Source organism: Kribbella ginsengisoli, from assembly GCF_039537185.1.
GTDB classification, from domain to species: Bacteria; Actinomycetota; Actinomycetes; order Propionibacteriales; family Kribbellaceae; genus Kribbella; species Kribbella koreensis.
Map to the genome: position 1 here is coordinate 94,979 of NZ_BAABAA010000014.1, position 22,487 is coordinate 117,465.

Annotated in this window: 23 protein-coding genes; 14 read left to right on the forward strand and 9 right to left on the reverse strand. The window is 68.3% G+C overall.

Annotated elements, in window-relative coordinates; all coding sequences use genetic code 11:
- Window positions 1–3: 3 nt before the first annotated feature.
- From gmd to ABD768_RS35225, 5 genes are all read right to left on the reverse strand, one after another.
- Window positions 4–1,038 (reverse strand): GDP-mannose 4,6-dehydratase, encoded by a 1,035-nt coding sequence (gmd, locus tag ABD768_RS35205; protein ID WP_343981010.1) that lies wholly within the window; start codon window positions 1,036–1,038, stop codon window positions 4–6.
- Window positions 1,035–1,997: a GDP-L-fucose synthase family protein gene (locus ABD768_RS35210; protein ID WP_343981013.1), complete on the reverse strand. Its 963-nt coding sequence runs from the start codon at window positions 1,995–1,997 to the stop codon at window positions 1,035–1,037. The genes gmd and ABD768_RS35210 overlap by 4 nt, the downstream gene beginning before the upstream one ends.
- Window positions 1,997–3,580, reverse strand: a complete 1,584-nt coding sequence (locus ABD768_RS35215; RefSeq protein ID WP_344848072.1) for a sugar transferase — start codon at window positions 3,578–3,580, stop codon at window positions 1,997–1,999. Before ABD768_RS35215 ends, ABD768_RS35210 begins: the two co-directional genes overlap by 1 nt.
- Window positions 3,581–3,864: 284 nt before the next feature.
- Window positions 3,865–4,140: a PspA-associated protein PspAA gene (gene pspAA, locus ABD768_RS35220; RefSeq protein WP_343981018.1), complete on the reverse strand. Its 276-nt coding sequence runs from the start codon at window positions 4,138–4,140 to the stop codon at window positions 3,865–3,867.
- Complete coding sequence (locus ABD768_RS35225; protein WP_343981021.1) at window positions 4,140–4,949, reverse strand: PspA/IM30 family protein; 810 nt, start codon at window positions 4,947–4,949, stop codon at window positions 4,140–4,142. The genes pspAA and ABD768_RS35225 overlap by 1 nt, the downstream gene beginning before the upstream one ends.
- A 167-nt stretch (window positions 4,950–5,116) precedes the next feature.
- Between ABD768_RS35225 and ABD768_RS35230 the strand changes: the two genes are divergently transcribed.
- Together ABD768_RS35230 and ABD768_RS35235 are read left to right on the forward strand one after the other, a co-directional pair.
- Window positions 5,117–5,707 carry a DUF3043 domain-containing protein gene (locus ABD768_RS35230; RefSeq protein ID WP_343981024.1) on the forward strand — a complete coding sequence of 197 codons (591 nt, stop codon included), beginning with the start codon at window positions 5,117–5,119 and terminating at the stop codon, window positions 5,705–5,707.
- 67 nt (window positions 5,708–5,774) lie between these two features.
- Entirely contained in the window at window positions 5,775–6,731 is a 957-nt protein-coding gene (locus ABD768_RS35235; protein WP_344848077.1) for a hypothetical protein, read from the forward strand.
- Here ABD768_RS35235 and ABD768_RS35240 read toward each other — a convergent pair whose 3' ends face one another.
- On the reverse strand, window positions 6,732–7,058 hold the full coding sequence (locus tag ABD768_RS35240) for a YciI family protein (protein WP_343981029.1): 327 nt from the start codon (window positions 7,056–7,058) through the stop codon (window positions 6,732–6,734). It lies immediately after the preceding gene.
- Between the two features lie 103 nt (window positions 7,059–7,161).
- On the opposite strand from ABD768_RS35240, the gene ABD768_RS35245 reads away from it, so the two are divergent.
- The 12 genes from ABD768_RS35245 to ABD768_RS35300 all read left to right on the forward strand — a co-directional run bounded on the left by ABD768_RS35245 (window position 7,162) and on the right by ABD768_RS35300 (window position 19,645).
- Window positions 7,162–8,175: an aldo/keto reductase family protein gene (locus tag ABD768_RS35245; RefSeq protein WP_344848080.1), complete on the forward strand. Its 1,014-nt coding sequence runs from the start codon at window positions 7,162–7,164 to the stop codon at window positions 8,173–8,175.
- Entirely contained in the window at window positions 8,172–8,381 is a 210-nt protein-coding gene (locus ABD768_RS35250) for a hypothetical protein (protein WP_343981035.1), read from the forward strand. Before ABD768_RS35245 ends, ABD768_RS35250 begins: the two co-directional genes overlap by 4 nt.
- A gap of 50 nt (window positions 8,382–8,431) precedes the next feature.
- Entirely contained in the window at window positions 8,432–9,139 is a 708-nt protein-coding gene (locus ABD768_RS35255; RefSeq protein WP_343981038.1) for an SCO2322 family protein, read from the forward strand.
- Window positions 9,140–10,237 (forward strand): CbiQ family ECF transporter T component, encoded by a 1,098-nt coding sequence (locus tag ABD768_RS35260; RefSeq protein ID WP_343981042.1) that lies wholly within the window; start codon window positions 9,140–9,142, stop codon window positions 10,235–10,237.
- Window positions 10,234–11,844, forward strand: a complete 1,611-nt coding sequence (locus ABD768_RS35265; RefSeq protein ID WP_343981045.1) for an ABC transporter ATP-binding protein — start codon at window positions 10,234–10,236, stop codon at window positions 11,842–11,844. Before ABD768_RS35260 ends, ABD768_RS35265 begins: the two co-directional genes overlap by 4 nt.
- Window positions 11,841–12,647 (forward strand): ECF transporter S component, encoded by an 807-nt coding sequence (locus ABD768_RS35270; RefSeq protein WP_343981047.1) that lies wholly within the window; start codon window positions 11,841–11,843, stop codon window positions 12,645–12,647. Before ABD768_RS35265 ends, ABD768_RS35270 begins: the two co-directional genes overlap by 4 nt.
- Window positions 12,640–13,437: a bifunctional adenosylcobinamide kinase/adenosylcobinamide-phosphate guanylyltransferase gene (locus ABD768_RS35275; protein ID WP_343981049.1), complete on the forward strand. Its 798-nt coding sequence runs from the start codon at window positions 12,640–12,642 to the stop codon at window positions 13,435–13,437. Before ABD768_RS35270 ends, ABD768_RS35275 begins: the two co-directional genes overlap by 8 nt.
- Before the next feature lie 126 nt (window positions 13,438–13,563).
- Window positions 13,564–14,505, forward strand: a complete 942-nt coding sequence (locus tag ABD768_RS35280; protein ID WP_343981051.1) for an adenosylcobinamide-GDP ribazoletransferase — start codon at window positions 13,564–13,566, stop codon at window positions 14,503–14,505.
- A gap of 538 nt (window positions 14,506–15,043) precedes the next feature.
- The gene (locus ABD768_RS35285) at window positions 15,044–16,234 is read left to right on the forward strand and encodes an ROK family transcriptional regulator (protein ID WP_343981054.1); all 1,191 of its coding nucleotides are present in this window, start codon (window positions 15,044–15,046) and stop codon (window positions 16,232–16,234) included.
- A 103-nt stretch (window positions 16,235–16,337) separates the two neighbouring features.
- Window positions 16,338–17,417, forward strand: a complete 1,080-nt coding sequence (locus ABD768_RS35290) for an ABC transporter substrate-binding protein (protein ID WP_343981057.1) — start codon at window positions 16,338–16,340, stop codon at window positions 17,415–17,417.
- A 123-nt stretch (window positions 17,418–17,540) separates the two neighbouring features.
- Window positions 17,541–18,353, forward strand: a complete 813-nt coding sequence (locus tag ABD768_RS35295; RefSeq protein ID WP_343981060.1) for an ATP-binding cassette domain-containing protein — start codon at window positions 17,541–17,543, stop codon at window positions 18,351–18,353.
- Window positions 18,350–19,645, forward strand: coding sequence for a sugar ABC transporter permease (locus ABD768_RS35300; protein WP_344848089.1), 1,296 nt, complete (start codon window positions 18,350–18,352; stop codon window positions 19,643–19,645). The genes ABD768_RS35295 and ABD768_RS35300 overlap by 4 nt, the downstream gene beginning before the upstream one ends.
- Window positions 19,646–19,751: 106 nt before the next feature.
- Here the strand turns inward: ABD768_RS35300 and ABD768_RS35305 are convergent, their stop codons facing one another.
- The 3 genes from ABD768_RS35305 to ABD768_RS35315 all read right to left on the reverse strand — a co-directional run bounded on the left by ABD768_RS35305 (window position 19,752) and on the right by ABD768_RS35315 (window position 22,480).
- A complete protein-coding gene (locus ABD768_RS35305) occupies window positions 19,752–20,639 on the reverse strand; it encodes an IclR family transcriptional regulator (protein ID WP_344848092.1) in 888 nt (295 codons plus the stop codon).
- Window positions 20,640–20,708: 69 nt separating this feature from the next.
- A complete protein-coding gene (locus ABD768_RS35310; RefSeq protein WP_344848095.1) occupies window positions 20,709–21,452 on the reverse strand; it encodes an iron-sulfur cluster assembly protein in 744 nt (247 codons plus the stop codon).
- Entirely contained in the window at window positions 21,452–22,480 is a 1,029-nt protein-coding gene (locus ABD768_RS35315; RefSeq protein WP_344848099.1) for an amidohydrolase family protein, read from the reverse strand. The genes ABD768_RS35310 and ABD768_RS35315 overlap by 1 nt, the downstream gene beginning before the upstream one ends.
- Window positions 22,481–22,487 lie beyond the last annotated feature (7 nt).

Here is a 22,487-nt window from a genome sequence, read left to right on the forward strand (position 1 = left end):
CGGTCAGTCCTCGCTGGTCAGGGCGGCGAGATCGGCGTCCACCATGATGCGGACGAGCTCGGGCACGTGCACCTGGGCCTTCCAGCCCAGCTCGGCCTGCGCCTTCGACGCGTCGCCGATCAGCGAGTCGACCTCGGTCGGCCGCTCGTAGCGCTGGTCGTAGTCGACGAAGTCGTTCCAGTCCATCCCGGCGTGCTCGAAGGCCAGCTGGACGAAGTCGCGGACCGAGTACGACGTCCCGGTGGCCACCACGTAGTCGCCCGGCTGGTCGTGCTGCAGCATCCGCCACATGCCCTCGACGTACTCCGGGGCGTAACCCCAGTCGCGGCAGGCGTCCAGGTTGCCCAGGTACAGGCGCTTCTCCTGGCCGAGCTTGATCCGGGCGACCGCCCGGGTGATCTTGCGGGTCACGAACGTCTCGCCGCGGCGCGGGCTCTCGTGGTTGAACAGGATCCCGTTGACCGCGAACATGTCGTACGCCTCGCGGTAGTTGCGGGTCATCCAGTACCCGTACAGCTTGGCGGCGCCGTACGGCGAGCGCGGGTAGAACGGGGTCTCCTCGTTCTGCGGCGGCGGCGTCGCGCCGAACATCTCCGAGCTGCTCGCCTGGTAGAAGCGGCAGTTCAGCCCGATCATCCGGATCGCCTCGAGCAGCCGGGTGGTGCCCATCCCGGTGGTGTCGCCGGTGTACTCCGGTTCGTCGAAGCTGACCCGGACGTGGCTCTGAGCGGCCAGGTGGTACACCTCGTCGGGCTGGATCGACGCCAGCAGCGTCACCAGCCGGGATCCGTCGGTCAGGTCGCCGTAGTGCAGGAACAGGCGCTTGTCCTGCTCGTGCGGATCCGTGTACAGGTGGTCGATCCGGTGCGTGTTGAACGTGCTGGCCCTACGGATCAGGCCGTGCACCTCATAGCCCTTGCTGAGCAGCAGCTCGGCCAGGTACGACCCGTCCTGCCCGGTGATACCGGTGATCAGAGCCTTCTTCGCAGCGCCCCCGGCCGCGGCGTGCTCCGGCGTGTGGCCCCCAGTGGTGGTCATGCGTCGTTCCTCCCGTTGGCGAGGTACCAGGCGTAGACACTGGCCACGCCCTCCTCGAGGTCGATACCGGGCTTCCAGCCCAGAGCGCTCAGCTTGCTCACGTCGAGCAGCTTGCGCGGTGTGCCGTCCGGTTTCGACGGATCGGTGCCGATGGCACCTTCGTAGCCGACCGCCTTCGCGATGATGCCGGCCAGCTCGCGGATCGTCACGTCGGTGCCGACGCCGACGTTGATCGGGCCGGGCTCGTCGTAGTGCTCCAGCAGGTGCAGGCTCGCGTCGGCCAGGTCGTCGACGTGCAGGAACTCGCGCCGCGGGGTTCCCGTCCCCCACAGCACGACCTCTTCGGCATTGCTCTGCCTGGCGTCGTGGAACCGGCGGATCAGGGCCGGCATCACATGCGAGCTGGTCAGGTCGAAGTTGTCGTTCGGCCCGTACAGGTTGGTCGGCATCGCCGAGATCCAGCGCAGGCCGTGCTGGCGGCGGACCGCCTGGACCTGCATGATGCCGGCGATCTTGGCGATCGCGTACGCGTCGTTGGTCGGCTCGAGCTCACCGGTGAGCAGGCTCGACTCCTTGATCGGCTGCTCGGCGAACTTCGGATAGATGCAGGACGAGCCGAGGAACAGCAACCGCGGCACCTGTACGCCGAGCGCCGCGTCCATCAGGTTGACCTGGATGCGCAGGTTGTCGCTGAGGAACTCGGTCGGGTGGTCCCGGTTGGCCAGGATCCCGCCGACCTTGGCGGCCGCGTCGATCACCACCGACGGACGGTGCTCGGCGAAGTAGGCGAAGGTGGCGTCGCGGTCGCGAAGGTCCAACTCCTGGGAGGTCGCGCCGATCAGGTCGGTGAAGCCTTCGGCCTCCAGCTTGCGCCAGATGGCCGAACCGACCAGGCCACGGTGTCCCGCGACGTACACCTTTGCGTTCCGGTCGAGCCGGCCTTCCACGACGTCCCCCATCAGTAAGCACCAGACCCGCGGATCACCGCGCGGGCCGTTTTCCACAGAATCAGCAGGTCCAGCGTCATCGACCAGTTGTCGACGTAGCGCAGGTCGAGCACGACCGACTCTTCCCAGGACAGGTCGCTGCGGCCGCTGACCTGCCACAAACCTGTCAGCCCCGGCTTCACCAGCATCCGGCGGGTGTCGTCGGCGGCGTACAGGGCGACCTCCTGCGGCAGCGGCGGGCGTGGCCCGACCAGCGACATCTCGCCGCGCAGCACGTTGATCAGCTGCGGCAGCTCGTCCAGCGAGAACCGGCGCAGGATCCGGCCGAGGCTGGTGACGCGCGGGTCGTCGCGCATCTTGAACAGCATCCCGTTGCCGTCGCTGAGCGCGTGCAGGTCACCCAGCCGCTGCTCGGCGTCGACGAACATGCTGCGGAACTTCAGCATCGAGAACTCTTCGCCCGAGCGGCCGACCCGGCGTTGCCTGAACAGCACCGGCCCCTTGCTGCTCAGCCGGACCGCGACGGCGAGGCCGAGCAGCAGCGGCGACAGCACGATCACCAGGATCAGCGCGAGCATCCGGTCGAAGACGCCCTTCAGCAGGTGCGGTCCACCGCTGACCGACGGGCGCTCCAGGTGGAGGAGCGAGAGCCCGGCGACCGGACGGACGGAGATCCGCGGACCGGCGACCTCGATGATGCCGGGCGACACGATCAGCTCGACGCCCTTCTGCTCCAGCGCCCAGGACAGCCGCCGCAGCGACTGGCCGGCGAGCTCCGGGTCCGAGGCGACGGCCACGACGTCCACGGCATGCCGGTCGACGGCAGCCATGATGTCCGCCTCGTCCAGCTCGTCGGGGCCGAGCAGCAGCGCGTCGTGCTCGCGGTGCGGCCTGCCATCGCCACGCGGGCGACAGGTGGCGACCACCCGGAAGCCGTCCGAGGGACGCTTCTCGAGGTGTTCACTCAAGGTGGAGGCCTGGCCGTTGCGGCCGACGACCAGCACCCGGCGCATGCAGCGGCCGCGGTACCGGTGCCGGCTGAGGTCACGGCGCAGGCCGTACCTGAGCAGTAGCGCCAGCAGGACGGTCGCCGGGATCGCCAGTACGACGAAGCCGCGGGCGATCTCGCTCTTGGTGGCGTAGGAGACGATCGCGACGACGGCCGTCAGCCCGGCGCCCGAGCGCAGGATGGAGCGGAACTCGTCCGGCCCGGCGCCGAAGAAGCGCGGCTCGTAGCCCTTCGACATCGCCACCGCGGCGACCCATCCAAGCGGCAGCAAACTGCCGAAGACGAGGTAGGCGCCGCCGACCTGATAGCCGAACCTGGTCAGCAGGGCGATCGAGACACCGATGACGGCCGCGAGCAGGTCTCCCCCGAGAGCTGCCCAGCGGTAGACCGCCACCCATTGCGGCTCGGTCAGCCGGGCCGACCGCGGCACGATCGCCGGCACCGAGTCCGGCACCACCCAGACCGGGCGGCGCCGATCGAAGTATTCGGACGGCACGACCGCGGTCTGCAACGTCGCTGATGGCAGGCCTGTCGACGACAGGCCTGTAGTAACGGTCGCGTCTGTTTCAGACGCGGCTTCCCCCATGACGGCATGATCCGTCACCCTTAGTCACCCCCCGGTGAACCGGCCGCGATTTGAGTCACACTCTGTCACAATCTCCAGTGGACCCAGTTGCGTTACGCCGTGAAGTACACCGTCCCGTCGACGGCAGTTCACCGAGGGTACTACGCGCAAAGCGGGTCCGACAGTAGTAACTACGGAGTGTTGGGAAGCGTTACGCACGGGAGTTCGGGGCTTCCTCATACGCAGCACCGCGGGACCGTGACGACGGTCCCGCGGTGTTCGCAAGGGGTGCTGGAACAGCGTGGTCAGCCTGCGATCAGGCCGTCTCCGCTGATCAGTTCGCGCATCTCGGCCAGCGTGCTGTCACCCGGCGGCAGGATCGCGTCGGAGTCGTGCAGCTCGGTGTCCGGCACCCGGTCACCGGCCCGGACGAACGCCAGCAGCGCCTCGAAGGCGGCCTTGAAACCCTCTTCGTCTCCGGCCGAGACGGCCTTCTCCAGGTCGGTGTCGACCAGGTTGAGCTGGTCGAGCTTCTCGTCGGCCAGCTGGTACTGACCTTCGCCCATGATCCGGACGATCATCACGCGTCTCCATCCTGCGGTCGGACCGGCTGCTGCACTGGCTGCTGAGCCGGCTGCTGGGGCTGGGCCGCGCCGGGCGCGTCCTGAGCGATCTGCTTGGGCGCCTCGGCCGGAGCCAGCTGCGCCTTCAGCGCGGCCAGCTCGGACTCGACGTCCGAACCGGTCGACATCCGCTCGAGCTCGAGCGTGATGCTGTCCTTGGCGGTGCCGGAGGCGTCGTCGAGCGCGCCGGAGGCGAGCAGCTCGTCGATCGCGCCGGCCCGGGCCTGCATCTGCAGGGTCTTGTCCTCGGCCCGCTGGACCGCCAGACCGACGTCGCTCATCTCCTCGGAGATGCCGGAGAAGGCCTCGTTGATCCGGGTCTGCGCCTCGGCGGCCGTGTAGGTGGCCTTGATCGTCTCCTTCTTGGTGCGGAAGGACTCGACCTTGGCCTGCAGCCGCTGCGAGGCAAGGGTGAGCTTCTCCTCCTCACCCTGGAGCTGGGCGTGCTGGGTGGTCAGGTCGTCGATCTGGCCCTGCAGCCCGGACTTGCGGGTCAGCGCCTCGCGGGCGAGGTCCTCGCGGCCCATCGAGAGCGCCTTCTGGGCCTGGTCCTGCAGCTTCTGCGACTGCGACTGCAGCTGCGACGCCTGCAACTCGACCCGCTTGCGGCTGGTGGCGACATCGGCCACACCCCGGCGCACCTTCTGCAGCAGCTCGAGCTGCTTCTGGTACGAGTAGTCAAGGGTTTCGCGAGGATCCTCGGCCTTGTCCAGGGCCGAGTTGGCCTTGGCCTTGAAGATCGTCGAGACCCGCCTGAAGATGCTCATCGATATCCGTACCCCTTCTGTGCCGGAGGTGACCCGGCGTGCGTGTCAACCACCCTATGTCCCTGCGGGTCACCACACCATCGGGACCGGCCCGGATAAAGTGGTGCAAAGGTCCGGGGACCACCCCGAGACCGGCGTCGCCAGTTCCCGAATGAGGTTCAGTCCCCGTGTTCCGTCGTACCAAGTCTGAGACATCGTCCCAAACGCAGGCCACGGCCCCCCAGCCGAAGGTCGGGGGCAAGGGGCGTCCGACCCCGACCCGGCGCGAGGCCGAGGCGTCCCGCAAGGCGGCGCTGAAGAAGCCGCGCAACCGCAAGGAGGCGGCGGCGTACCGGCGGGAGAAGGTACGGACCGAGCGCGCCAAGATGCAGGACGCGATGAAGACCGGCGACGACCGGTACCTGCCGGCCGCCGACAAGGGCCCGGTCCGCCGGTTCGCCCGCGACTACGTCGACGCCCGCTGGTCGGTGATGGAGTTCGCGCTCCCGGTGCTCCTGGTGATCTCCCTGGTCGGGGTCGTTTTCTCTCGGGCCTTTCCCTGGTTGCCGGGCCTGGTCAACATCCTCTTCCTGCTGATGATCGTCGCGATCGCGGGCGACTGGTTCATCGTCACCGGCGGGCTGAAGCGCGCGGTCAAGGCCAAGTTCCCCGACGAATCGGCCAAGGGCATCGGCTTCTACGCCGTCCGCCGGACGATGCAGATGCGCCGGTGGCGGCTGCCCAAGCCGATGGTGGCCCGCGGCGAGAAGCCCGCGTAACTTTCGAGCCCCGATAGGCATCGAGGTAAGCAGAAGCATTACTTCGCACCGACCTGAGGGGCTGGACATGTCCGGTCGACCAATTTCAGCGGCTGTCGCCGCGTTGCTGGTGCTGACGATCACCCCCGGGGCCGCGCGGGCCTCGGGTACGCAGGCATCGGGGCAGGCAACGGCCACCGCCGCGTGCGCTGTGGCGCCCGGGTCGGTGACCGCCGGTGGCGATCACACGGCCAGGGGGATCACGGCCGGCTCGCCACCAACGGTGCGGGAGGGCCGTACCTTCACCGACATCTACCCCGACGGCCAGGTCCGGCTGAGTTCGATGATCGCGAACGATCCGGACGTCACCGGTACCGGCGGGGTGTTCTGGGGCTTCGTGGTGATGGGCCCGACCATGTACAACACCGGCTACGTCCTCACGGAGGAGGGCGAGGTCGACCGGTCGAGACAGACGCTTTCCCGGGTGGGCGGCGGCTGGGGTGAGATGACCTTCTTCGAGACCAGCAGGTACTGGGACTATCCCGATCCGCCGAACCTCACCACCCACTACGCCCTGCGCGCCGACGGGACCCTGACGCGCTGGGAGAACTACTACGACAACACCAACCCCGCCAGGCTCTGGGTCAACAAGCAGTCCGCGACCGGGTTCGCGGCGGTGAAGACGATGGCGCTGATCAGCCAGACCCCGACGTACGAAACCTTCCTGGCCAACACCCGGGGCGGTGCCCTCTACACGATCCGGATCCCTCGGACCTCGCCGATGAAGCCGGTCGTCAAGTTGGTGCGCAGCTCGACCTGGCAGGGCTTCGAGGCGCTGATCGCCGAGAAGTGCGGCCAGTACGGCACGCTGCTGCTCGGCATCGACAAGGACACCCAGTCCGGCTACCTGTACGCCGTCGGCCACGCGAACGGCACCGCCACCGTGATCCAGGGGCTCGGCAAGGTACCGGACACCTTCACCGACCCCGTCTACTTCCGCCACGCCCTCCGGCCCGGTGACGCCCCGATCCTGTTCGGGGAGTGATCAGGCGTCGAAGGGGGTGACCTCGATCGGGCGGGCGCAGGCCTTGCTCGCCCGGGCCGCCCACTCCTGCGCGGTCGCCACGTCGGGCACCTCGATCACCCAGAAGCCCGCCATGTACTCCTTGCTCTCCACGAACGGCCCGTCGGTGATCAGTACCTCGCCCTGATGGGCGCGGACCACCGACGCGGTCGGCCGGGGGTCCAGACCGCCGCCGAAGACCCAGATGCCCTTGGCCACCATCTCCTCGTTGAGCTTCCCGACGTCGCCACGCTCGTGCTCGTCGGACTCGCCGTCCACGTGAATGACTCCCAGCAGGTACTGCGTCATCTCGCTCACCTCTCGCTCTCGTCGTACCGGTCATCCCCTACACGAGGTGGACCGGGCCGGATCGACACCGCGTCCAAGAGTTTCTCGCAGTAGGGTCAGAGGCATGGACTTTCGGTATCTCGGAAACAGCGGTTTGAAGGTCAGCGAGATCTCGTACGGGAACTGGCTCACGCACGGGTCGCAGGTGGAGAACGAGCAGGCGAAGGCCTGTGTGAAGGCGGCCCTGGAGGCCGGGATCACCACGTTCGACACCGCGGACGTCTACGCGAACACCAAGGCGGAGTCGGTCCTGGGTGAGGCGCTGGAGGGCGTGCGGCGCGAGTCCCTGGAGATCCTCACCAAGGTGTACTGGCCGACCGGGCCGGGCGGACCGAACGACGCCGGGCTGTCCCGCAAGCACATCCACGAGTCGATCAACGCGTCGCTGAAGCGGCTGAAGACCGACTACGTCGACGTCTACCAGGCCCACCGGTACGACACGGAGACCCCGCTCGAGGAGACGATGGAGGCGTTCGCCGACGTCGTCCGGTCGGGCAAGGCGCTCTACATCGGGGTCTCGGAGTGGACCGCGGAGCAGCTGCAGGAGGGCCACCGGCTGGCTCGTGAGCTGCACATCTCGCTGGTCTCCAACCAGCCGCAGTACAGCATGCTCTGGCGCACGATCGAGGCCGAGGTGGTACCGGCCTCGGAGGAGCTCGGGATCGGCCAGGTGGTCTTCTCGCCGATCGCGCAGGGCGTGCTGACCGGGAAGTACAAGCCGGGCGCCGAGCTGCCGGCCGGGTCGCGGGCGACCGACGACAAGGGCGGCTCGAACATGATCAGCCGGTACCTGAACGACGACGTGCTGACCCGGGTGCAGGAGCTGCAGCCGCTGGCGGCCGAGGCGGGGCTGTCGCTGTCCCAGCTCGCGATCGCCTGGGTGTTGCAGAACCCGAACGTGTCGTCGGCGATCACCGGCGCCTCACGGCCCGAGCAGGTCACCGAGAACGTGAAGGCGGCCGGGGTGAAGCTGGACGACGCGCTGCTTAAGCGGATCGACGAGACGCTGGGCGGCATCGTCGAGCGGGATCCGGCGAAGACCGCGCAGAACTCCCCGCAGACCAGGCCGGGCCGATGAGCTGGACGTGGCGGTTCGAGACCGCTGCCGGTGAGACCGCCGACCCGGGCGACCTGACGGGCGCGGAGTTCTCCGCCCAGGGCGACGCCGAGAGCTGGCTGGGCGAGATCTGGCGTGAGCTGGCCGAGAAGGGCGTCGGACAGGTCTACCTGCTCGAGGACGGCCGTGAGGTCTACGGCCCGATGAGCCTGGCGGCCCAGGAGTAGGTAACTGGCGGTAGCAGAGTGGCCCGGAGCCGAGCGATAGGCTCCGGGCCATGATTGCTAAGCGACTGGTCCTCACCTTGCTGACCGGCCTCTTACTCGCGGGCACGGTCACCACCACAGCCCACGCCGAGGACGGGTACCGGTTCTGGGGTTACTACCAGTACACGGGCGGACAGTGGGCCTTCGCCCAGAAGGGCTCCGAGGCGGTAGTACCGGCGGATGGCTCTGTGGAGGGTTGGCGGTTCGCCGTGGGCGGCGCCAAGCCGCGGACGCCACGGGCCGCCGGGGACTTCAACGCCATCTGCGGAGCGACTCCTGCCGAGACCGGCAAGAAGCGGGTCGCCCTGGTGATCGACTCCGGTACTCCGGCCGACTCGGCCTCCGGCGCGACTCCTCCCCCGGCCTCCGGCACCTGTGTCGTCACCGACCTCAAGGCGACCGGTGCCAAGATCCTGGCCGCGGTGAAGCCGGTCCGGATCGAGAAGGGTCTTACCTGCGGGATCGACGGCTACCCCGCGACGGGCTGCGGCGACCAGGTCAAGAACATCTCTGTGCCCGCCACGGACGAGCCGGTGAAGCTGGAGATCGGCGCCCCCGTCGGGGCCGCCCCTGCTCCGTCGGCCTCGCCGTCGCCCTCGGCTGACGCTCAGCCCGCAAAGGGCCACAAGGTCGGGTGGGCCGGTGGCGTGCTGATTCTGCTCATCGCCGTCGGCGGATATCTCACCAGCCGCCGCCGCACGAAGTTCCTGAAGCAATAGGTGCGCGCTGTCAATCGTCCCGACCTCCCCAGAGCACTGCACCCGGGGGCCTGGTGGCTATGGGCGCTGGGGCTGGCCGTGGCCGCCAGCAGGACCCGCAATCCCGTCCTGCTGATCCTCATCCTGGTGATAGCCGGCTTCGTGGTGGCTGCCCGTCGCAGTGATGCTCCTTGGGCCAACAGCTACGTGGCGTTCCTCAAGCTCGGCCTGGTCGTCATCGGCGTCCGGGTGGTGCTGCAGGCGCTGCTGTCGACCCGCTCGCAGGGAAACACGCTCCTGTTCACCCTGCCGCAGATTCCCTTGCCTGATTGGGCCAATGGCGTGAAGCTCGGCGGCGAGGTCACCGCCGAGGCAGTACTGACCGCCCTGTACGACGGCGGCCAGCTCGCCGTGATGCTGTGCTGCATCGGCGCCGCCAACGCGCTGGCCAGCCCACGCAGACTGCTCAAGTCACTACCGGGTGCCCTGTACGAGATGGGCGTCGCCTGCGTCGTCGCACTGACCTTCGCGCCGCAACTGGTCACCGATGCTCGCCGCATCCGGGCTGCTCGACGCCTACGCGGCCGTACCCGCGGTTCCTTCCGTACTACTGCCATGCCGGTGTTGGAAGGCGCGCTGGACCGGTCGGTCGAGTTGGCCGCGGCAATGGACTCCCGTGGCTACGGGCGAACCGCACACGTCCCCCGGCGGCAGCGCCGGATCACTGGTGGCGCTGTACTCCTTGGGCTGCTCGGGATCGCCCTGGGTGTCTATGCGCTGCTGACTGACGCGATGGCGTTCCCTCTCGCCGCTGGTGCGCTGGCTGTCGGGTTGCTGCTCGCTGTCGGAGCGATGGCTGTTGGGCGGCAGCGGGTGACTCGTACTCGGTACCGGCCGGATCCGTGGGCTTTGCCCGAGTGGCTGGTTTGCTTGTCGGGTGCTGGGGCTGCTGCGGTGATGATCGTTGCGTCTGCTCGCGGAGTGCCTGGGTTGGTGCTGGCGGGTCCGTTGGTCGTTCCGCCGGTGCCCTTGGTGCCGGTGATCGGCCTGCTGTTCGGTCTTGCTCCGGCGGTGGCCGCTCCGCCGCTGGTCCGACGACGTGAGCTGGTGCCGGCATGATCGAGTTCGACCGGGTGACGGTCACTTACGACGGCGCCACCGAGCCTGCGGTCCGCGACGTGAGCTTCACCATTCCGGAGGGTGAGCTGGCGCTCGTGATCGGGCGGACCGGCTCGGGCAAGTCGACGCTGTTGCGGACCATCAACGGGCTGGTCCCCCACTTCACCGGCGGGACGCTGGCCGGGCGGGTGCTGGTGAACGGGCGGGACACTCGCGAGTACCGGCCACGCGATCTGGCTGACGTGGTCGGCATCGTCGGGCAGGATCCGATGGCGGGGTTCGTGACCGACACGGTCGAGGACGAGCTGGCTTACAGCATGGAATCGCTCGGGATCGCGCCGGACGTGATGCGGCGGCGGGTCGAGGAGACTCTTGATTTGCTGGGGCTGGCCGACGTACGGGACCGGGCGTTGACCTCGTTGTCTGGCGGGCAGCGGCAGCGGACGGCTATCGGGGCTGCGCTCACCTCTCACCCGGCGGTACTTGTCCTGGACGAGCCGACGTCGGCGCTCGACCCGCAGGCGGCTGAAGAGGTGCTGGCCGCGCTGCAGCGGCTGGTGCATGACCTGGGCGTCACTGTCGTGATGGCGGAGCATCGGCTCGAACGGGTCATTCAGTACGCGGACCGGGTGATCGAGGTGCCTGGTGGTTCTGGGGCGGTGTCTAGCGGGCTGCCGGCTGACCAGATGATCACTGCGCCGGTCGCGCCGCCGGTGGTCGAGCTTGGCCGGCTTGCTGGTTGGTCGCCGCTGCCGTTGTCGGTGCGGGACGCGCGTAGGGCTGCTGTGGCGCTGCGCTCTCGGCTGACCAACCTGGCTCCGCTGAGGCCGGTTGCTGTCGAGGGACGTGAGTTGGCTTCGTGCAAGGACCTTGTGGTCTCCTACGGCGGCACTCCGGCGCTGCGTGGGGTGTCGTTGAGTATCAAGGCCGGCGAGGTCGTTGCGCTGATGGGGCGGAACGGCGCGGGGAAGTCGACGTTGCTCAACGCGCTGGTTGGACTCGTGCAGCCGCGCTCTGGGAGCGCTACGGCGGCTGGGGCGGATCCGCGGCGTACCAAGCCTTCGCGGTTGGTGAAGGCTGTTGGGCTGGTGCCGCAGGAGCCGGCTGATCTTCTGTACGCGGCGACTGTGGCTGACGAGTGCGCCGGGGCCGACAGTGACTTCCGGGTGGCGGCCGGGAGTTGTCGGGCGGTACTGGATCGGCTTGCGCCGGGTATCGATGACCAGTTGCATCCGCGGGACCTGTCCGAGGGACAGCGGCTCTGCTTGGCGCTGGCGGTCGTACTGTGCGGTGCTCCTCCGCTGTTGTTGCTGGATGAGCCCACCCGTGGATTGGACTACGGCGCCAAGCACCGGCTGGTGGAGATCCTGCGGGAGCTGGCACTGGCTGGGCATGCGGTGGTGCTGTCGACGCATGACGTGGAGATGGTCGCCGAGGTCGCTACGCGGGTGCTGGTGCTGGCGGAGGGCGAGTTGGTGAGTGATGGCGAGACCGCGACGGTGATCGCGGGCTCGCCGGCGTTTGCTCCGCAGGTGGCGAAGATTCTGGCGCCACTCCCGTTCCTGACTGTCGGCGAGGTCGCCACTGCGCTGGAACAGGCGTCGTGAGACTCGTCCGGCTCAAGCCGCGCAGTACTGCGACGCTGGTGCTTGCTTCGGTCGTGGGGATTCTGGCGTTTGGTTGGCCGCTGCTCTGGTCTACGTCGCAGGGCGGGGAGTCGGCCATCGGGCATACGACTGATGCGCCTTGGCTCTTTGTGCTGTTGCTGCCTCTGTTGGTGGCGGTCGTACTGGCCGAGCTGTCCGAGGACGGGATCGACGCGAAGGTGATCTCGCTGCTGGGCATGCTCGCGGCGGTGGGGGCTGCGTTGCGGGCGCTCGGGCCGGGGACTGCGGGGCTTGAGCCTGGGTTCTTCTTGTTGATCTTGGCGGGGCGGGCGTTCGGGGCTGGGTTCGGGTTCGTACTCGGGGCGGTGTCGTTGCTGGCGGGGGCGCTGGTCAGTGGCGGGGTCGGGCCGTGGATGCCGTTCCAGATGTTCGCCTGTGCGTGGGTGGGGTGCCTGGCGGGGTTGCTGCCGCGGGTGGGTGGGCGGCTGGAGTTGCTGCTGCTGGCGGCGTACTCGCTGGTCTCTGGAGTTCTCTATGGCTTGGTGATGAACCTCTGGTTCTGGCCGTATGCCACCTTCGGCAGCGACTTCTCCTTCATCCCCGGCGACTCCCTGGCCGACAACCTGCACCGCTACGGCCTCTTCGTCGTCGCCACCTCCCTCGGCTGGGACATCCCCCGCGGCATCCTCTGTGCCGTCCTGGTCCTCGTCCTAGGCCGCCCTATCCTCAACGCCTTCCGCCGCACCGCCCGCAAGGCCGCCTTCGACGTCCCCGTCGTCTTCGAGAGGACCCCCAATGGCTGAACTCCTCACCGGCCCCGACGGCGCGGTCGTAGACGGCGTACTCCACCTAGGCACCAACGGCGCCGTCGCCGCAGCCGGCTACGAGGTGACGACGACCAGAACCCCCACCGGCCTCCGCTACGACGTACTGACGCCCACCGGCGAGCAGTTGTCGTGGACAGCTCCACCTCCGCAGGCGGACCTGACTTCGGACTCGGACCAGCCCGGCGTGCCGCAAGGCGCCTCGGTGCAGACGGGCGCGACGGAGGTGCGCCCGGCTCGAGCCGGGGGGTCGCGGACCTTGGTGCTTGGCGGGGCGCGGTCGGGCAAGTCGACCGAGGCGGAGCGCTTGCTCGCCGACCAGCCGGACACGGTTTATGTCGCCACGGGTGGCGACGGGTCTGCTGATCGGGAGTGGGCTGAGCGGATTGCGTTGCACCGGTCTCGGCGGCCCGCGTCGTGGGGGCTGGTCGAGACCATCGAGCTGGTGCCGTTGCTGGAGTCAGCCGGGCCGCCGTTGCTGATCGACTGCTTCACACTCTGGCTCGCGCGGGTGATGGACGAGTGCGAGGTCTGGACCGACCCCAGCCGGGTTGCCGAGGTCGAGAAACGGATCGAGCAACTGGCCGACGCCTGGTCGGCGACCACCAGACCGGTGGTTGCTGTCAGCAACGAAGTCGGCTCCGGCGTGGTACCGGCCGACGCAGGCACCCGCCTCTACCGCGACCTGATGGGCCGCGTGAACGCTACCCTCGCCAGACGCTCGGAGACGGTCCTGTGGTGCGTAGCAGGCCGTACCGTCGCCCTCTGACCAGCGGCCGGAACTCAGGCCAGATGGCCGGAGCCCGGCCGAGTCCACGGTCAGAGGTCGGCAGCACGCTCGGCACGGCTGGGAGCACGCTCGGATGGTTTGTGGGTCGGCTGGGAGGGCCGCTTGATGGTTGATGGGTTGAAGCTGGCGTTCGGGACCTTGTCGGTTTTGCCGGTGGGGGCGCCGGGGAAGGTCGACCGGCGGGTGGCTGGGCGGGCGATGGTGTGGGCTCCGGTGGTGGGGCTGGTGCTGGGTGGGATCGCTGGGCTGGTGGTTTATGCGGTCGATCGGGTGAAGCCTGATGCGTCGTTACTGGCGGCGGTGCTGGGGGTCATCGTCTTGATGGTCCTGTCGGGGGCGCTGCATCTGGATGGGTTGGCGGACAGTGCTGACGGGTTCGGGAGCCGGCGGGATCGCGAGACCAAGCTCCGGATCATGAAGCAGAGCGACATCGGGCCGTTCGGGGTGGTGTCGATCGCTGCGGTGCTGCTGATCGATGTCGCCGCACTGCAGGCATGTGTGCAGAACGGCTTCGGCTGGCAATCACTGCTGATCGCCGGCGTCGCGAGCCGCCTGACCCTCCCCTGGTCCTGCCGCACCTCGGTCCCGTCCGCCCGGCCCGACGGCCTCGGCGCCATGGTCGCCGGCACAGTCCGCCCGTACGCCGCCGCGCTCCTCACCCTCGTCAGCCTCGCCGGCGCCGCCACCCTCGGCTGGCTAGCCTCCCGCTCCACTGTCCGCGGCTGGTTCTCCTACAGCGACCTGTCCGACGAGGGCTCGTTGGTCGACTTCAGCGGCAGCCGGGCCATGGAGACCCTGCGCATCTTCAGCAACCAGCCCCACAGCACCGTCCCCGGCAACACCCGGCTAGCGCAGTGGCTCAACCTCTCCACGCTCCAGCTCACCATCATCGGAGCAGGCGTCGCGGTGCTGGCGGCCGTCTTGCTGAGCTTCGCCGCTACCCGGCGTACGGGGAAATCTCTCGGGGGGATCACGGGTGACACCCTCGGGGCGACCGTCGAGCTGGCGGTGCCCGTGACACTGCTCATCCTCGCCTTCACCAGCTGATCCCCCCTCCCAGCCACACAACCGAACGCCATCCGGCGACCTCGCCCACCACCAGCAGCGACCTTGAACACCAACCAGCGGGCTCGGACAAGACATGACTTGTCTCCACCCACCACTTGGTGTTCAAGCTCCCCACTTCCCCAAACCAGCGGCCTTGAACAGGACCCGGCGGCCTCGGACAGCATCCAGTGGACTCGGACAGAACCCGGCGGGCTCGGACAGCATCCAGTGGGCTCGGACAGGACCCGGTGGGCTCGGACAGCATCCGGTGGGCTTGAACAGGAGCCGGTGGGCTCGGACAGTGCATGAGTTGTCCTCGGCCACCGGATGCTGTTCAAGGCCCCGCCGGCTTGTCAGGGGTGATGGCGGTCCGCTGGTGGGGGAGGGTGGCGGCGGACGGGCCTTTGGTGCATTAGTGTCCTTTCGGGCATGGGGGTGGGCAGCACTACGCGTAACGGTGAGGACACGTGACGGTTACCCGGAGATTCCATTACGGCAGTTCGGGAACGAACCGCCCGCGATCCGTTATCTTTATGTAATGAACGCAACCCGCCCAGCGCCTGGCTCGCAGGCTTCGCTGCGCGAAGCCAACCGCGAGCGCGTCCTGGGGGTTGTCCGGCAGCACGGGCCGCTCACCCAGGTCGAGATCGCCGCGGCCTCCGGGTTGTCCGCCGCGACCGTGTCGAACATGGTCAAGGAGCTCGACGCCGCCGGCATGGTCGGGCTGTCCCGCAGCATCCGCAACGGGCGCCGCGCAGTACTGGTCTCGCTGGCATCCGGCGGCGCCCTACTGGCCGGAGTCGCCTTCGGTGAGCGGGACGTCCGGGTGGCGATCGCCTCCGAGAGCCGCGAGATCCTCGCCCAGCAACTGATGCCGCTCCAGGCCGACCACGTCGCCGACGACGGCATGGAACGCGCCGCCCGCCTGCTCGCCGACCTGTGCGAGACGGTCAACGCCAGCGTCGAGGACATCGGCGCGATCGGCTTCGGCCTGCCCGCGCCGGTCGACTCTGTCAGCGGGGAGGCCGGCTCCGACGCGGTCCTGCCCGGCTGGCGCGGCGTCAACGTCGCCGAGGCGATGGCCGGCCATCTGCGCGCCCCGGTCGCGCTCGACAACACCGCCAACCTGGCCGCCCTCGGTGAACTCCGCGAAGGCGCGTTGCGCGGCGTGAAACACGGCTGCTACATCAAGTTCTCATACGGCGTAGGCGCCGGCATCGTGCTCGGCGGCGAGGTCTTCCGTGGCTCAGCCGGTACTGCGGGCGAGATCGGCCACCTCACCATCGACGAGAACGGCCCGATCTGCCGCTGCGGCAACCGCGGCTGCCTCGACACCTTCGTCGGATCACGCGCCCTGCTCGCCAGCCTGCAGGCCTCCCACGGAGCGCTCCGGCTGCGCGACATCGTCACCCGCGCCCTGGCCGGTGATCTCGGTTGCCGACGGGTGATCGAGGACGCGGGCCGCCGCGTGGGAGTCGCGATCGCGGGCCTGGTGAACCTGTTCAACCCCGAGGTGATCGTGGTCGGCGGCAAGATGGCCGAGGCCGGCGACCTGATCATGCTGCCGCTGCGCGAGGCCCTCGACCGGTGCGCCATCCCGAGCGCCGCCGCCACCGTCGAACTCCGGCCGGCCGAGCTCGGTGACGATGCGGATGTGCTCGGTGCCATTCAGTTGGCGTCGGTGCTGAGCCACTCCCGGACGGCCCGAGCGCTAGAGACAACCGTGTAACAACGATATGTCTATTTCTTGAATTCAAGCCTTGACGTCAAGCTGCTTCTGGGTCTTGACTCTGCTCAGGCCTACTCGGGCCCTCACGTCAAGGAGTCGCTCTATGTCCGTCTCACCAACCCGTCTTGTCGGCCTCGGCATCGCCGTATCGGCCCTTGCCCTCTCACTGGTGGCCTGTGGGTCGGACGACAAGTCCGACACCGCTGGCGGCGGTGACAGCAAGGGCGGCAAGATCGCCCTGCTGCTGCCCGAGTCGAAGACGACTCGCTACGAGGCGCTCGACCGCCCGCTGTTCACCGAGGCCCTCAAGGCCGAATGCGCGAGCTGTGAGCTGATCTACAGCAACGCCGACCAGGACGCCGCGAAGCAGCAGACCCAGGCCGAGGCCGCGCTGACCCAGGGCGCCAAGGTCCTCGTCCTCGACCCGGTCGACGGCAAGGCCGCCGCCGGCGTCGTCGCCTCCGCGAAGGCGCAGAACGTCCCGGTGATCGCCTACGACCGGTTCATCGAGGGCGCGAACTACTACGTCTCGTTCGAGAACGAGGCCGTCGGCAAGCTGCAGGCCCAGACCCTGGTCGACGCGCTCAAGGCGGCCGGCAAGACCTCGGGCAACATCGCCGAGATCAACGGCTCGCCGACCGACCCGAACGCGGCCGACTTCAAGAAGGGCGCGCACAGCGTGCTCGACAGCTCCGGCTTCAAGATCGCCGCTGAGTTCGACACCCCGGACTGGAGCCCGGACAAGGCCCAGTCGTGGATGGAAGGCCAGCTGAGCGCGATCAAGTCCGGCCTGGTCGGCGTGTACGCCGCAAACGACGGTACCGCTGGTGGCGCTATCGCAGCCCTCAAGGGTGGTGGCGTGAAGCCGCTGCCGCCGGTCACCGGTCAGGACTCCGAGCTCGCCGCGATCCAGCGGATCGTCTCCGGCGACCAGCTGATGACCATCTACAAGGCCGTCAAGCCGCAGGCCACCGCCGCCGCCAAGGCCGCTGTCGCCCTCGCGAACGGTGGCAAGGCCGAGTCGACCGGTGACTTCAAGGGTGTTCCGGCCACGATTCTCGACCCGATCGCCGTCACCAAGGCCAACATCAACGACACTGTGGTGAAGGACGGCATCTACAAGGTCTCCGACATCTGCACCGCGTCGTTCGCCGCGGCCTGCACTGCCGCCGGCCTCAAGTAACTCCCGGCCGCACCCGATGACGGCCCGCCCCCGGGCCGGCATCAAGCAGAGCCGAGGTCCGGGTGGGCACCCAGATGCCCACCCGGACCGAAGCCGGATAGATAGCCCTCAGGAGGCTGATCGATGACTGTCACACCCACCCCTGTCACGGCCGCCGGCACGGTGCTGGCGCTTCGGGGTGTCTCCAAGCGCTTCGGCGCCGTGCAGGCTCTGAAGAACATCGAGCTGGACGTGCGCGCTGGTGAAGTGCTCGCCCTGGTCGGCGACAACGGCGCCGGCAAGTCGACGCTGGTGAAGACCATCGCCGGCGTCTACACCGCCGACGACGGCACCATGGTGTTCGACGGGCGGGAGGTACGGGTGCACAGCCCGGCCGAGGCACAGCAGCTCGGCATCGCCACCGTGTTCCAGGACCTGGCCCTGTGCGACAACCTCGACGTGGTCGCGAACCTGTACCTCGGTCGCGAGCTGCGCAACGGCAAGGTGCTCGACGAGGTCGAGATGGAACGCTCCTCCTGGGAACTGCTCCGCCAGCTGTCCGCCAAGATCCCCAGCGTCCGGATCCCGGTCGCCAGCCTTTCCGGCGGTCAGCGCCAGACGGTCGCGATCGCCCGCAGCCTGCTCGGCCAGCCCAAGGTCGTGATGCTGGACGAGCCGACCGCCGCGCTGGGCGTGGCCCAGACGGCCGAAGTACTGAACCTGGTCGAGCGGCTTCGTGAGCGCGGTCTCGCCGTGATCCTGATCAGCCACAACATGGCCGACGTGATGGCCGTCGCGGACCGGGTCGCGGTACTGCGCCTGGGCCGCAACAATGGGGTCTTCGACGTCGCCGAGACGAAGTCCCAGGACATCATCGCCGCGATCACCGGCGCCACGGACAACGCAGTCTCCGAGCGCGCGGCGCGCCGGACCCAGCAGGAAGGCTCCGCATCATGAGCACCCCGGTCGACGGATCGCCGGCTCCCGTGCAGGACGCCGTGCCCGAGACGCACGACGCGGCCGCGCTGCCCGCCGATCTGCAGGACGAGCGCCTGATCGCCAGCCACGGCATCAGTGGCGCGGTCTCCGCCTTCACCTCGCGGCTGCGCTCCGGCGACCTGGGCTCGGTCCCGGTCGTGGTCGGTCTGATCATCATCTGGGCGGTCTTCCAGATCTCCAACAGCTCCTTCCTGACCAGCCGCAACCTGGTCAACCTGACCCTGCAGACCACCTCGGTCGGAGTGCTTGCCCTGGGCATCGTTCTGGTCCTGCTGCTGGGCGAGATCGACCTGTCGATCGGCTCGGTCAGCGGACTGGCCGCCGCCGTCCTCGGCGTGACCTTCGTCAACAAGGGCTGGCCGCTGGTGTTGTCACTGGTGGTCGGTGCGCTGATCGGCCTGGCGATCGGGTTGTTCTACGGCGCGCTCTTCACGAGATTCGGCGTACCGAGCTTCGTGATCACGCTGGCCGGTCTGCTCGGCTTCCTCGGTCTGCAACTGCTGGTGCTGGGCAAGGAAGGCACGCTGAACATCCCGTTCGACTCGGGCATCGTGAAGTTCGCGACCCAGGACTTCCTGCCGCCGGCGGTCGCCTACGGCCTGGTCGTGGTGGTCGTGGCCCTGTACGTCGTCAGCCGGCTGCGCACCCGCAGCGCCCGGGCGAAGGCCGGGCTGTCCGCCGCCCCGACCTCGATGATCGTGATCAAGGCGGTCGCGCTGGCGCTCGTCCTGTTCGTCCCGGTGATCGTGCTGAACGGCGACCGTGGTGTCTCGTACATGTTCCTGCTCTTCATCGCTTTGGTGGTGGCGACCGACTTCATGGTCCGGCAGACCCGCTGGGGCCGCTCGGTGCTGGCGGTCGGCGGCAACGTCGAGGCGGCTCGCCGCGCCGGTATCAACGTCCGGTTCATCTACCTGTCGGTCTTCGCGGCCTGCTCCACCTTCGCTGCCGTCGGCGGCATCCTGGGCGCGGCCCGGCTGATCGCGGTGAACCAGAGCAGCGGTGGCGCGGACACCAACCTGAACGCGATCGCCGCCGCCGTCATCGGTGGTACCAGCCTCTTCGGCGGCCGCGGTTCGGCGTACTCCGCTCTGCTCGGCGCGCTGGTGATCATGTCGATCAACAACGGTCTGGCGCTGCTCAGCCTGGACTCCAGTGTTCGCTACATGGTGACCGCAGGCGTCCTGCTGATCGCCGTCACGATCGACTCTCTGAGCCGCCGTAGCCGTCAGGCACACGGCCGCGCATAAGCCCGGTGGGCTGCTACCTGACCCCTGCCTCGGTAGCAGCCCGCCGTTCCAACGAACGGATCGCCACTCCCCGCCCGGGGTGGCGATCCGTTTCTCTTTGCCCGTACTAGCGGGAGTTCACCGCTCGGGTGGCGAGCAGGGCGCCTCGGCGTACTGCGCGTTCGACGGTCCAGCGGCGGGCGGTGAAGTCGGCTGAGGGCAGCGAGATCGCGACCGAGGCCAGTACCGCGCCCGCGCTCGATCTGACCGGGGCGGCCAGACAGGTCAGACCGTCCTGGAACTCGCCGATCTCCAGCGCGACGCCGGACAGCCGGACCTGCTCCAGGTGGCCTTCCAGCTGGGTGCGGTCCGTCAGGGTCTTGGCTGTGCACTGTCGCAGGCCGACGCGGTCGAGGTAGGCGGCGCGATCCTCCGGGGTCATCGCGGCGAGCATCACCTTGCCGAAGGCGGTCGCGTGCGCCGCCTCGTGAAAGCCGATGTCGAGCAGCTGGACGCGCGGCCGGCGCTCCGAGTCGACGACGTGGGCGACCACGACATTCACCTCGCGGTAGACCGCGTAGTACGCCGCCGCGTCGGCCTCCAGATGCAACCGCCGGACAGCAGCCGCGATCAACGGCCGCACCTCCAGCTGCCGCTCCAGCCCTTGCTCGAGCAGCCGCACCCTGTACCCGAGCCCGTACCGATGGTCCTGCGCGAGGTGCACCAGATACCCGGACTCGGTCAGCGTCGCCAACAGGTGGTACGCCGACGGCACCGCCAGCTCCAGATGAGCCGCGATCTCCTTCGCGGTCACCCCATCCTTGCTAGCAGCAACAAACTCCATCGCCCGCAGAGCCCGGGAGACAGATTGCACAGTCCCCGAAGCCGGCCGGCCTGCTGAGGCTGACGCAATTCCGCGCGCTGTCGGCCCGTACCGCCTCTGCGGAGCCGACCCGCCGGGCGCGGCTCCTCCCCCGCCCACGGCGGGGTCGAGGTCGGAGGTCGAAGTCTTCACGCTGACACCCTGCCCCGAACCCCACCCCGAAGCCGCCCCCGTCTCAACTTGAGACAAGCCCGGCCGGGCTCAGCCGGTGGTCAGTTGGTCGACGTCGGCGGGGCGGGGGAGGTTGTAGCGGACGCTGAGCAGGCCTCGGCAGAGACCGGAGTTGCCTTCGATGCTGATCCGGGTGGTCTTGGCCATCCGGAGTTGGAGTGGGAGATCCAGTTCTGTGATGGGCGTGCCGTCGTCGTGGAGCAACAGCGGTGCGTCGGGGCCGGACGGAAGGTTGAGGTCGTTGCGGCGGCGGGTCAGACGCTCGAGGTCTTGCCCGGCGCTGGCGTCGCCGAGAGTGGCGGCAGCTAAGTCAGATACGGACCACCCTTGTTTGACCAGGTGCGAGGCGACTTGCTCCTGGCAGGCGCGGTGGGCCTTGCGCTGGAAGGTGAGTCGTAGTTCCTCCAACTCGTCGTCGGCCAGCCCGGGGAACGAGCCGGCGAAACCACGCCCGCCCGCGACCCCCGCGTTGATCTCGTCGGAGGCGAAGTGGTCGAGCAGGCGGATCACGAGGTTGCGTACGCCAGGGACAGCCGCCACCGCGTCGTACGCGTCGGCGACCATCAGATAGGCGAAGTTCGGCGCACAGAAGTACGTCGGCAACCGCAGCTCCACGGTCAGCACGGCCGGCTTGGACAGCACCGCCGAGACGAAGCCGAGCTCGGTGATCGGCGAGTCCAGCTCGGGATCCCGGACCGTACCGAGCGCCGCCCAGATCGCGTCGTCCACGCCGTCCGGCCGGACCTTCGGTCCACCGTCCACATCGACGCCCATCAGACGACCGAGACCGGGTCGGAGCCGATAGCGCCGTCAGCCGACTCGGGCAGCCGCAGTTCAGCAGGTATGTCGATCCCGTACAGCTTCGCCGCATTGAGACCAAGGATCTTCTTCTTCACCTCAACGGTGAGCTCGGGGTATTCGGTCAGCTCAGCCGGATACTGGAAATCCACGAACCGTTCGATCAGCCAGGCCGGCGTCCAGATCGCGTAGTCGCTGGCGAAGGTGATCCGGTCCGGCCCGATCCAGTACAGCAACTCCCCCAGGATCTGCGCGAAGTACTTCGGCCGGCTGTGGATGAACGGCATCGCCACCGCCAGCCCGCCGTACACATTGGGCTCCTGCGTCGCGATCCAGCAGAAATCCTCGAGCCGCGGCAGCCCGACATGCTCGACGATGAAGTTGAGCCCGGGAAAGGCCGAGGCGACATCATCCACATCGGCCACGTCGAACGCATCGCGGTTGAGCGGATAGATCGTCGGCCCCTTGTGGATATGGATGTTGCGGATCCCCAGCTCGACACACTTCTCGAGGTACCGGTACGACCAGGGATCGGTCAGCTTCCACCCCTTCGAGTCGCCCTTCCACTCGGCCGTGTAGAGCTTCACGCCCTGCAGATCCCACCGCTCCGCCAGCTCAGCCAGCTTGTCCAGCCCGGCCTCGCCGTCGCGCGGATCCCAGGCGCCGTTGACGATGAACTTGTCCGGGTGCTTCTCCGCGATCGCGCCGTCCTGGTCGGTCGTGTTGAAGCCGTTCACGTAGAAGTCGGTCAGGTACGTCGGCTGGAAGATCGCGCGATCGACGTACCCATCGGTGAACAGATCCTTGATGATCCGCTCCTCCGACTGCTTGTGGAACTCCTCCAGCGTCCACACCTTGTCGGCCGGCGACAGGTTGCGGTGATAGTCGTAGAAGCAGTTGATGAACCCTTCGCCGTACCGGTTGGCCTGATTGGCCGGCGTCGCGTCCCACGCGTGCACGTGGCTGTCGACGATGAAGTAGCCGTTGCCGTCCTTGCTGTACATGGAGAAG

What these genes read in the sequence shown, in the direction of transcription:
- gmd (WP_343981010.1), bottom strand. Translation starts at nt 1,038, where the DNA reads ATGACCACCACTGGGGGCCACACGCCGGAGCACGCCGCGGCCGGGGGC.
- ABD768_RS35210 (WP_343981013.1), bottom strand. Translation starts at nt 1,997, where the DNA reads ATGGGGGACGTCGTGGAAGGCCGGCTCGACCGGAACGCAAAGGTGTAC.
- ABD768_RS35215 (WP_344848072.1), bottom strand. Translation starts at nt 3,580, where the DNA reads ATGGGGGAAGCCGCGTCTGAAACAGACGCGACCGTTACTACAGGCCTG.
- pspAA (WP_343981018.1), bottom strand. Translation starts at nt 4,140, where the DNA reads ATGATCGTCCGGATCATGGGCGAAGGTCAGTACCAGCTGGCCGACGAG.
- ABD768_RS35225 (WP_343981021.1), bottom strand. Translation starts at nt 4,949, where the DNA reads ATGAGCATCTTCAGGCGGGTCTCGACGATCTTCAAGGCCAAGGCCAAC.
- ABD768_RS35235 (WP_344848077.1), top strand. Translation starts at nt 5,775, where the DNA reads ATGTCCGGTCGACCAATTTCAGCGGCTGTCGCCGCGTTGCTGGTGCTG.
- ABD768_RS35240 (WP_343981029.1), bottom strand. Translation starts at nt 7,058, where the DNA reads ATGACGCAGTACCTGCTGGGAGTCATTCACGTGGACGGCGAGTCCGAC.
- ABD768_RS35245 (WP_344848080.1), top strand. Translation starts at nt 7,162, where the DNA reads ATGGACTTTCGGTATCTCGGAAACAGCGGTTTGAAGGTCAGCGAGATC.
- ABD768_RS35250 (WP_343981035.1), top strand. Translation starts at nt 8,172, where the DNA reads ATGAGCTGGACGTGGCGGTTCGAGACCGCTGCCGGTGAGACCGCCGAC.
- ABD768_RS35255 (WP_343981038.1), top strand. Translation starts at nt 8,432, where the DNA reads ATGATTGCTAAGCGACTGGTCCTCACCTTGCTGACCGGCCTCTTACTC.
- ABD768_RS35265 (WP_343981045.1), top strand. Translation starts at nt 10,234, where the DNA reads ATGATCGAGTTCGACCGGGTGACGGTCACTTACGACGGCGCCACCGAG.
- ABD768_RS35275 (WP_343981049.1), top strand. Translation starts at nt 12,640, where the DNA reads ATGGCTGAACTCCTCACCGGCCCCGACGGCGCGGTCGTAGACGGCGTA.
- ABD768_RS35280 (WP_343981051.1), top strand. Translation starts at nt 13,564, where the DNA reads ATGGTTGATGGGTTGAAGCTGGCGTTCGGGACCTTGTCGGTTTTGCCG.
- ABD768_RS35285 (WP_343981054.1), top strand. Translation starts at nt 15,044, where the DNA reads ATGAACGCAACCCGCCCAGCGCCTGGCTCGCAGGCTTCGCTGCGCGAA.
- ABD768_RS35290 (WP_343981057.1), top strand. Translation starts at nt 16,338, where the DNA reads ATGTCCGTCTCACCAACCCGTCTTGTCGGCCTCGGCATCGCCGTATCG.
- ABD768_RS35295 (WP_343981060.1), top strand. Translation starts at nt 17,541, where the DNA reads ATGACTGTCACACCCACCCCTGTCACGGCCGCCGGCACGGTGCTGGCG.
- ABD768_RS35300 (WP_344848089.1), top strand. Translation starts at nt 18,350, where the DNA reads ATGAGCACCCCGGTCGACGGATCGCCGGCTCCCGTGCAGGACGCCGTG.
- ABD768_RS35310 (WP_344848095.1), bottom strand. Translation starts at nt 21,452, where the DNA reads ATGGGCGTCGATGTGGACGGTGGACCGAAGGTCCGGCCGGACGGCGTG.
- ABD768_RS35315 (WP_344848099.1), bottom strand. Translation starts at nt 22,480, where the DNA reads ATGTACAGCAAGGACGGCAACGGCTACTTCATCGTCGACAGCCACGTG.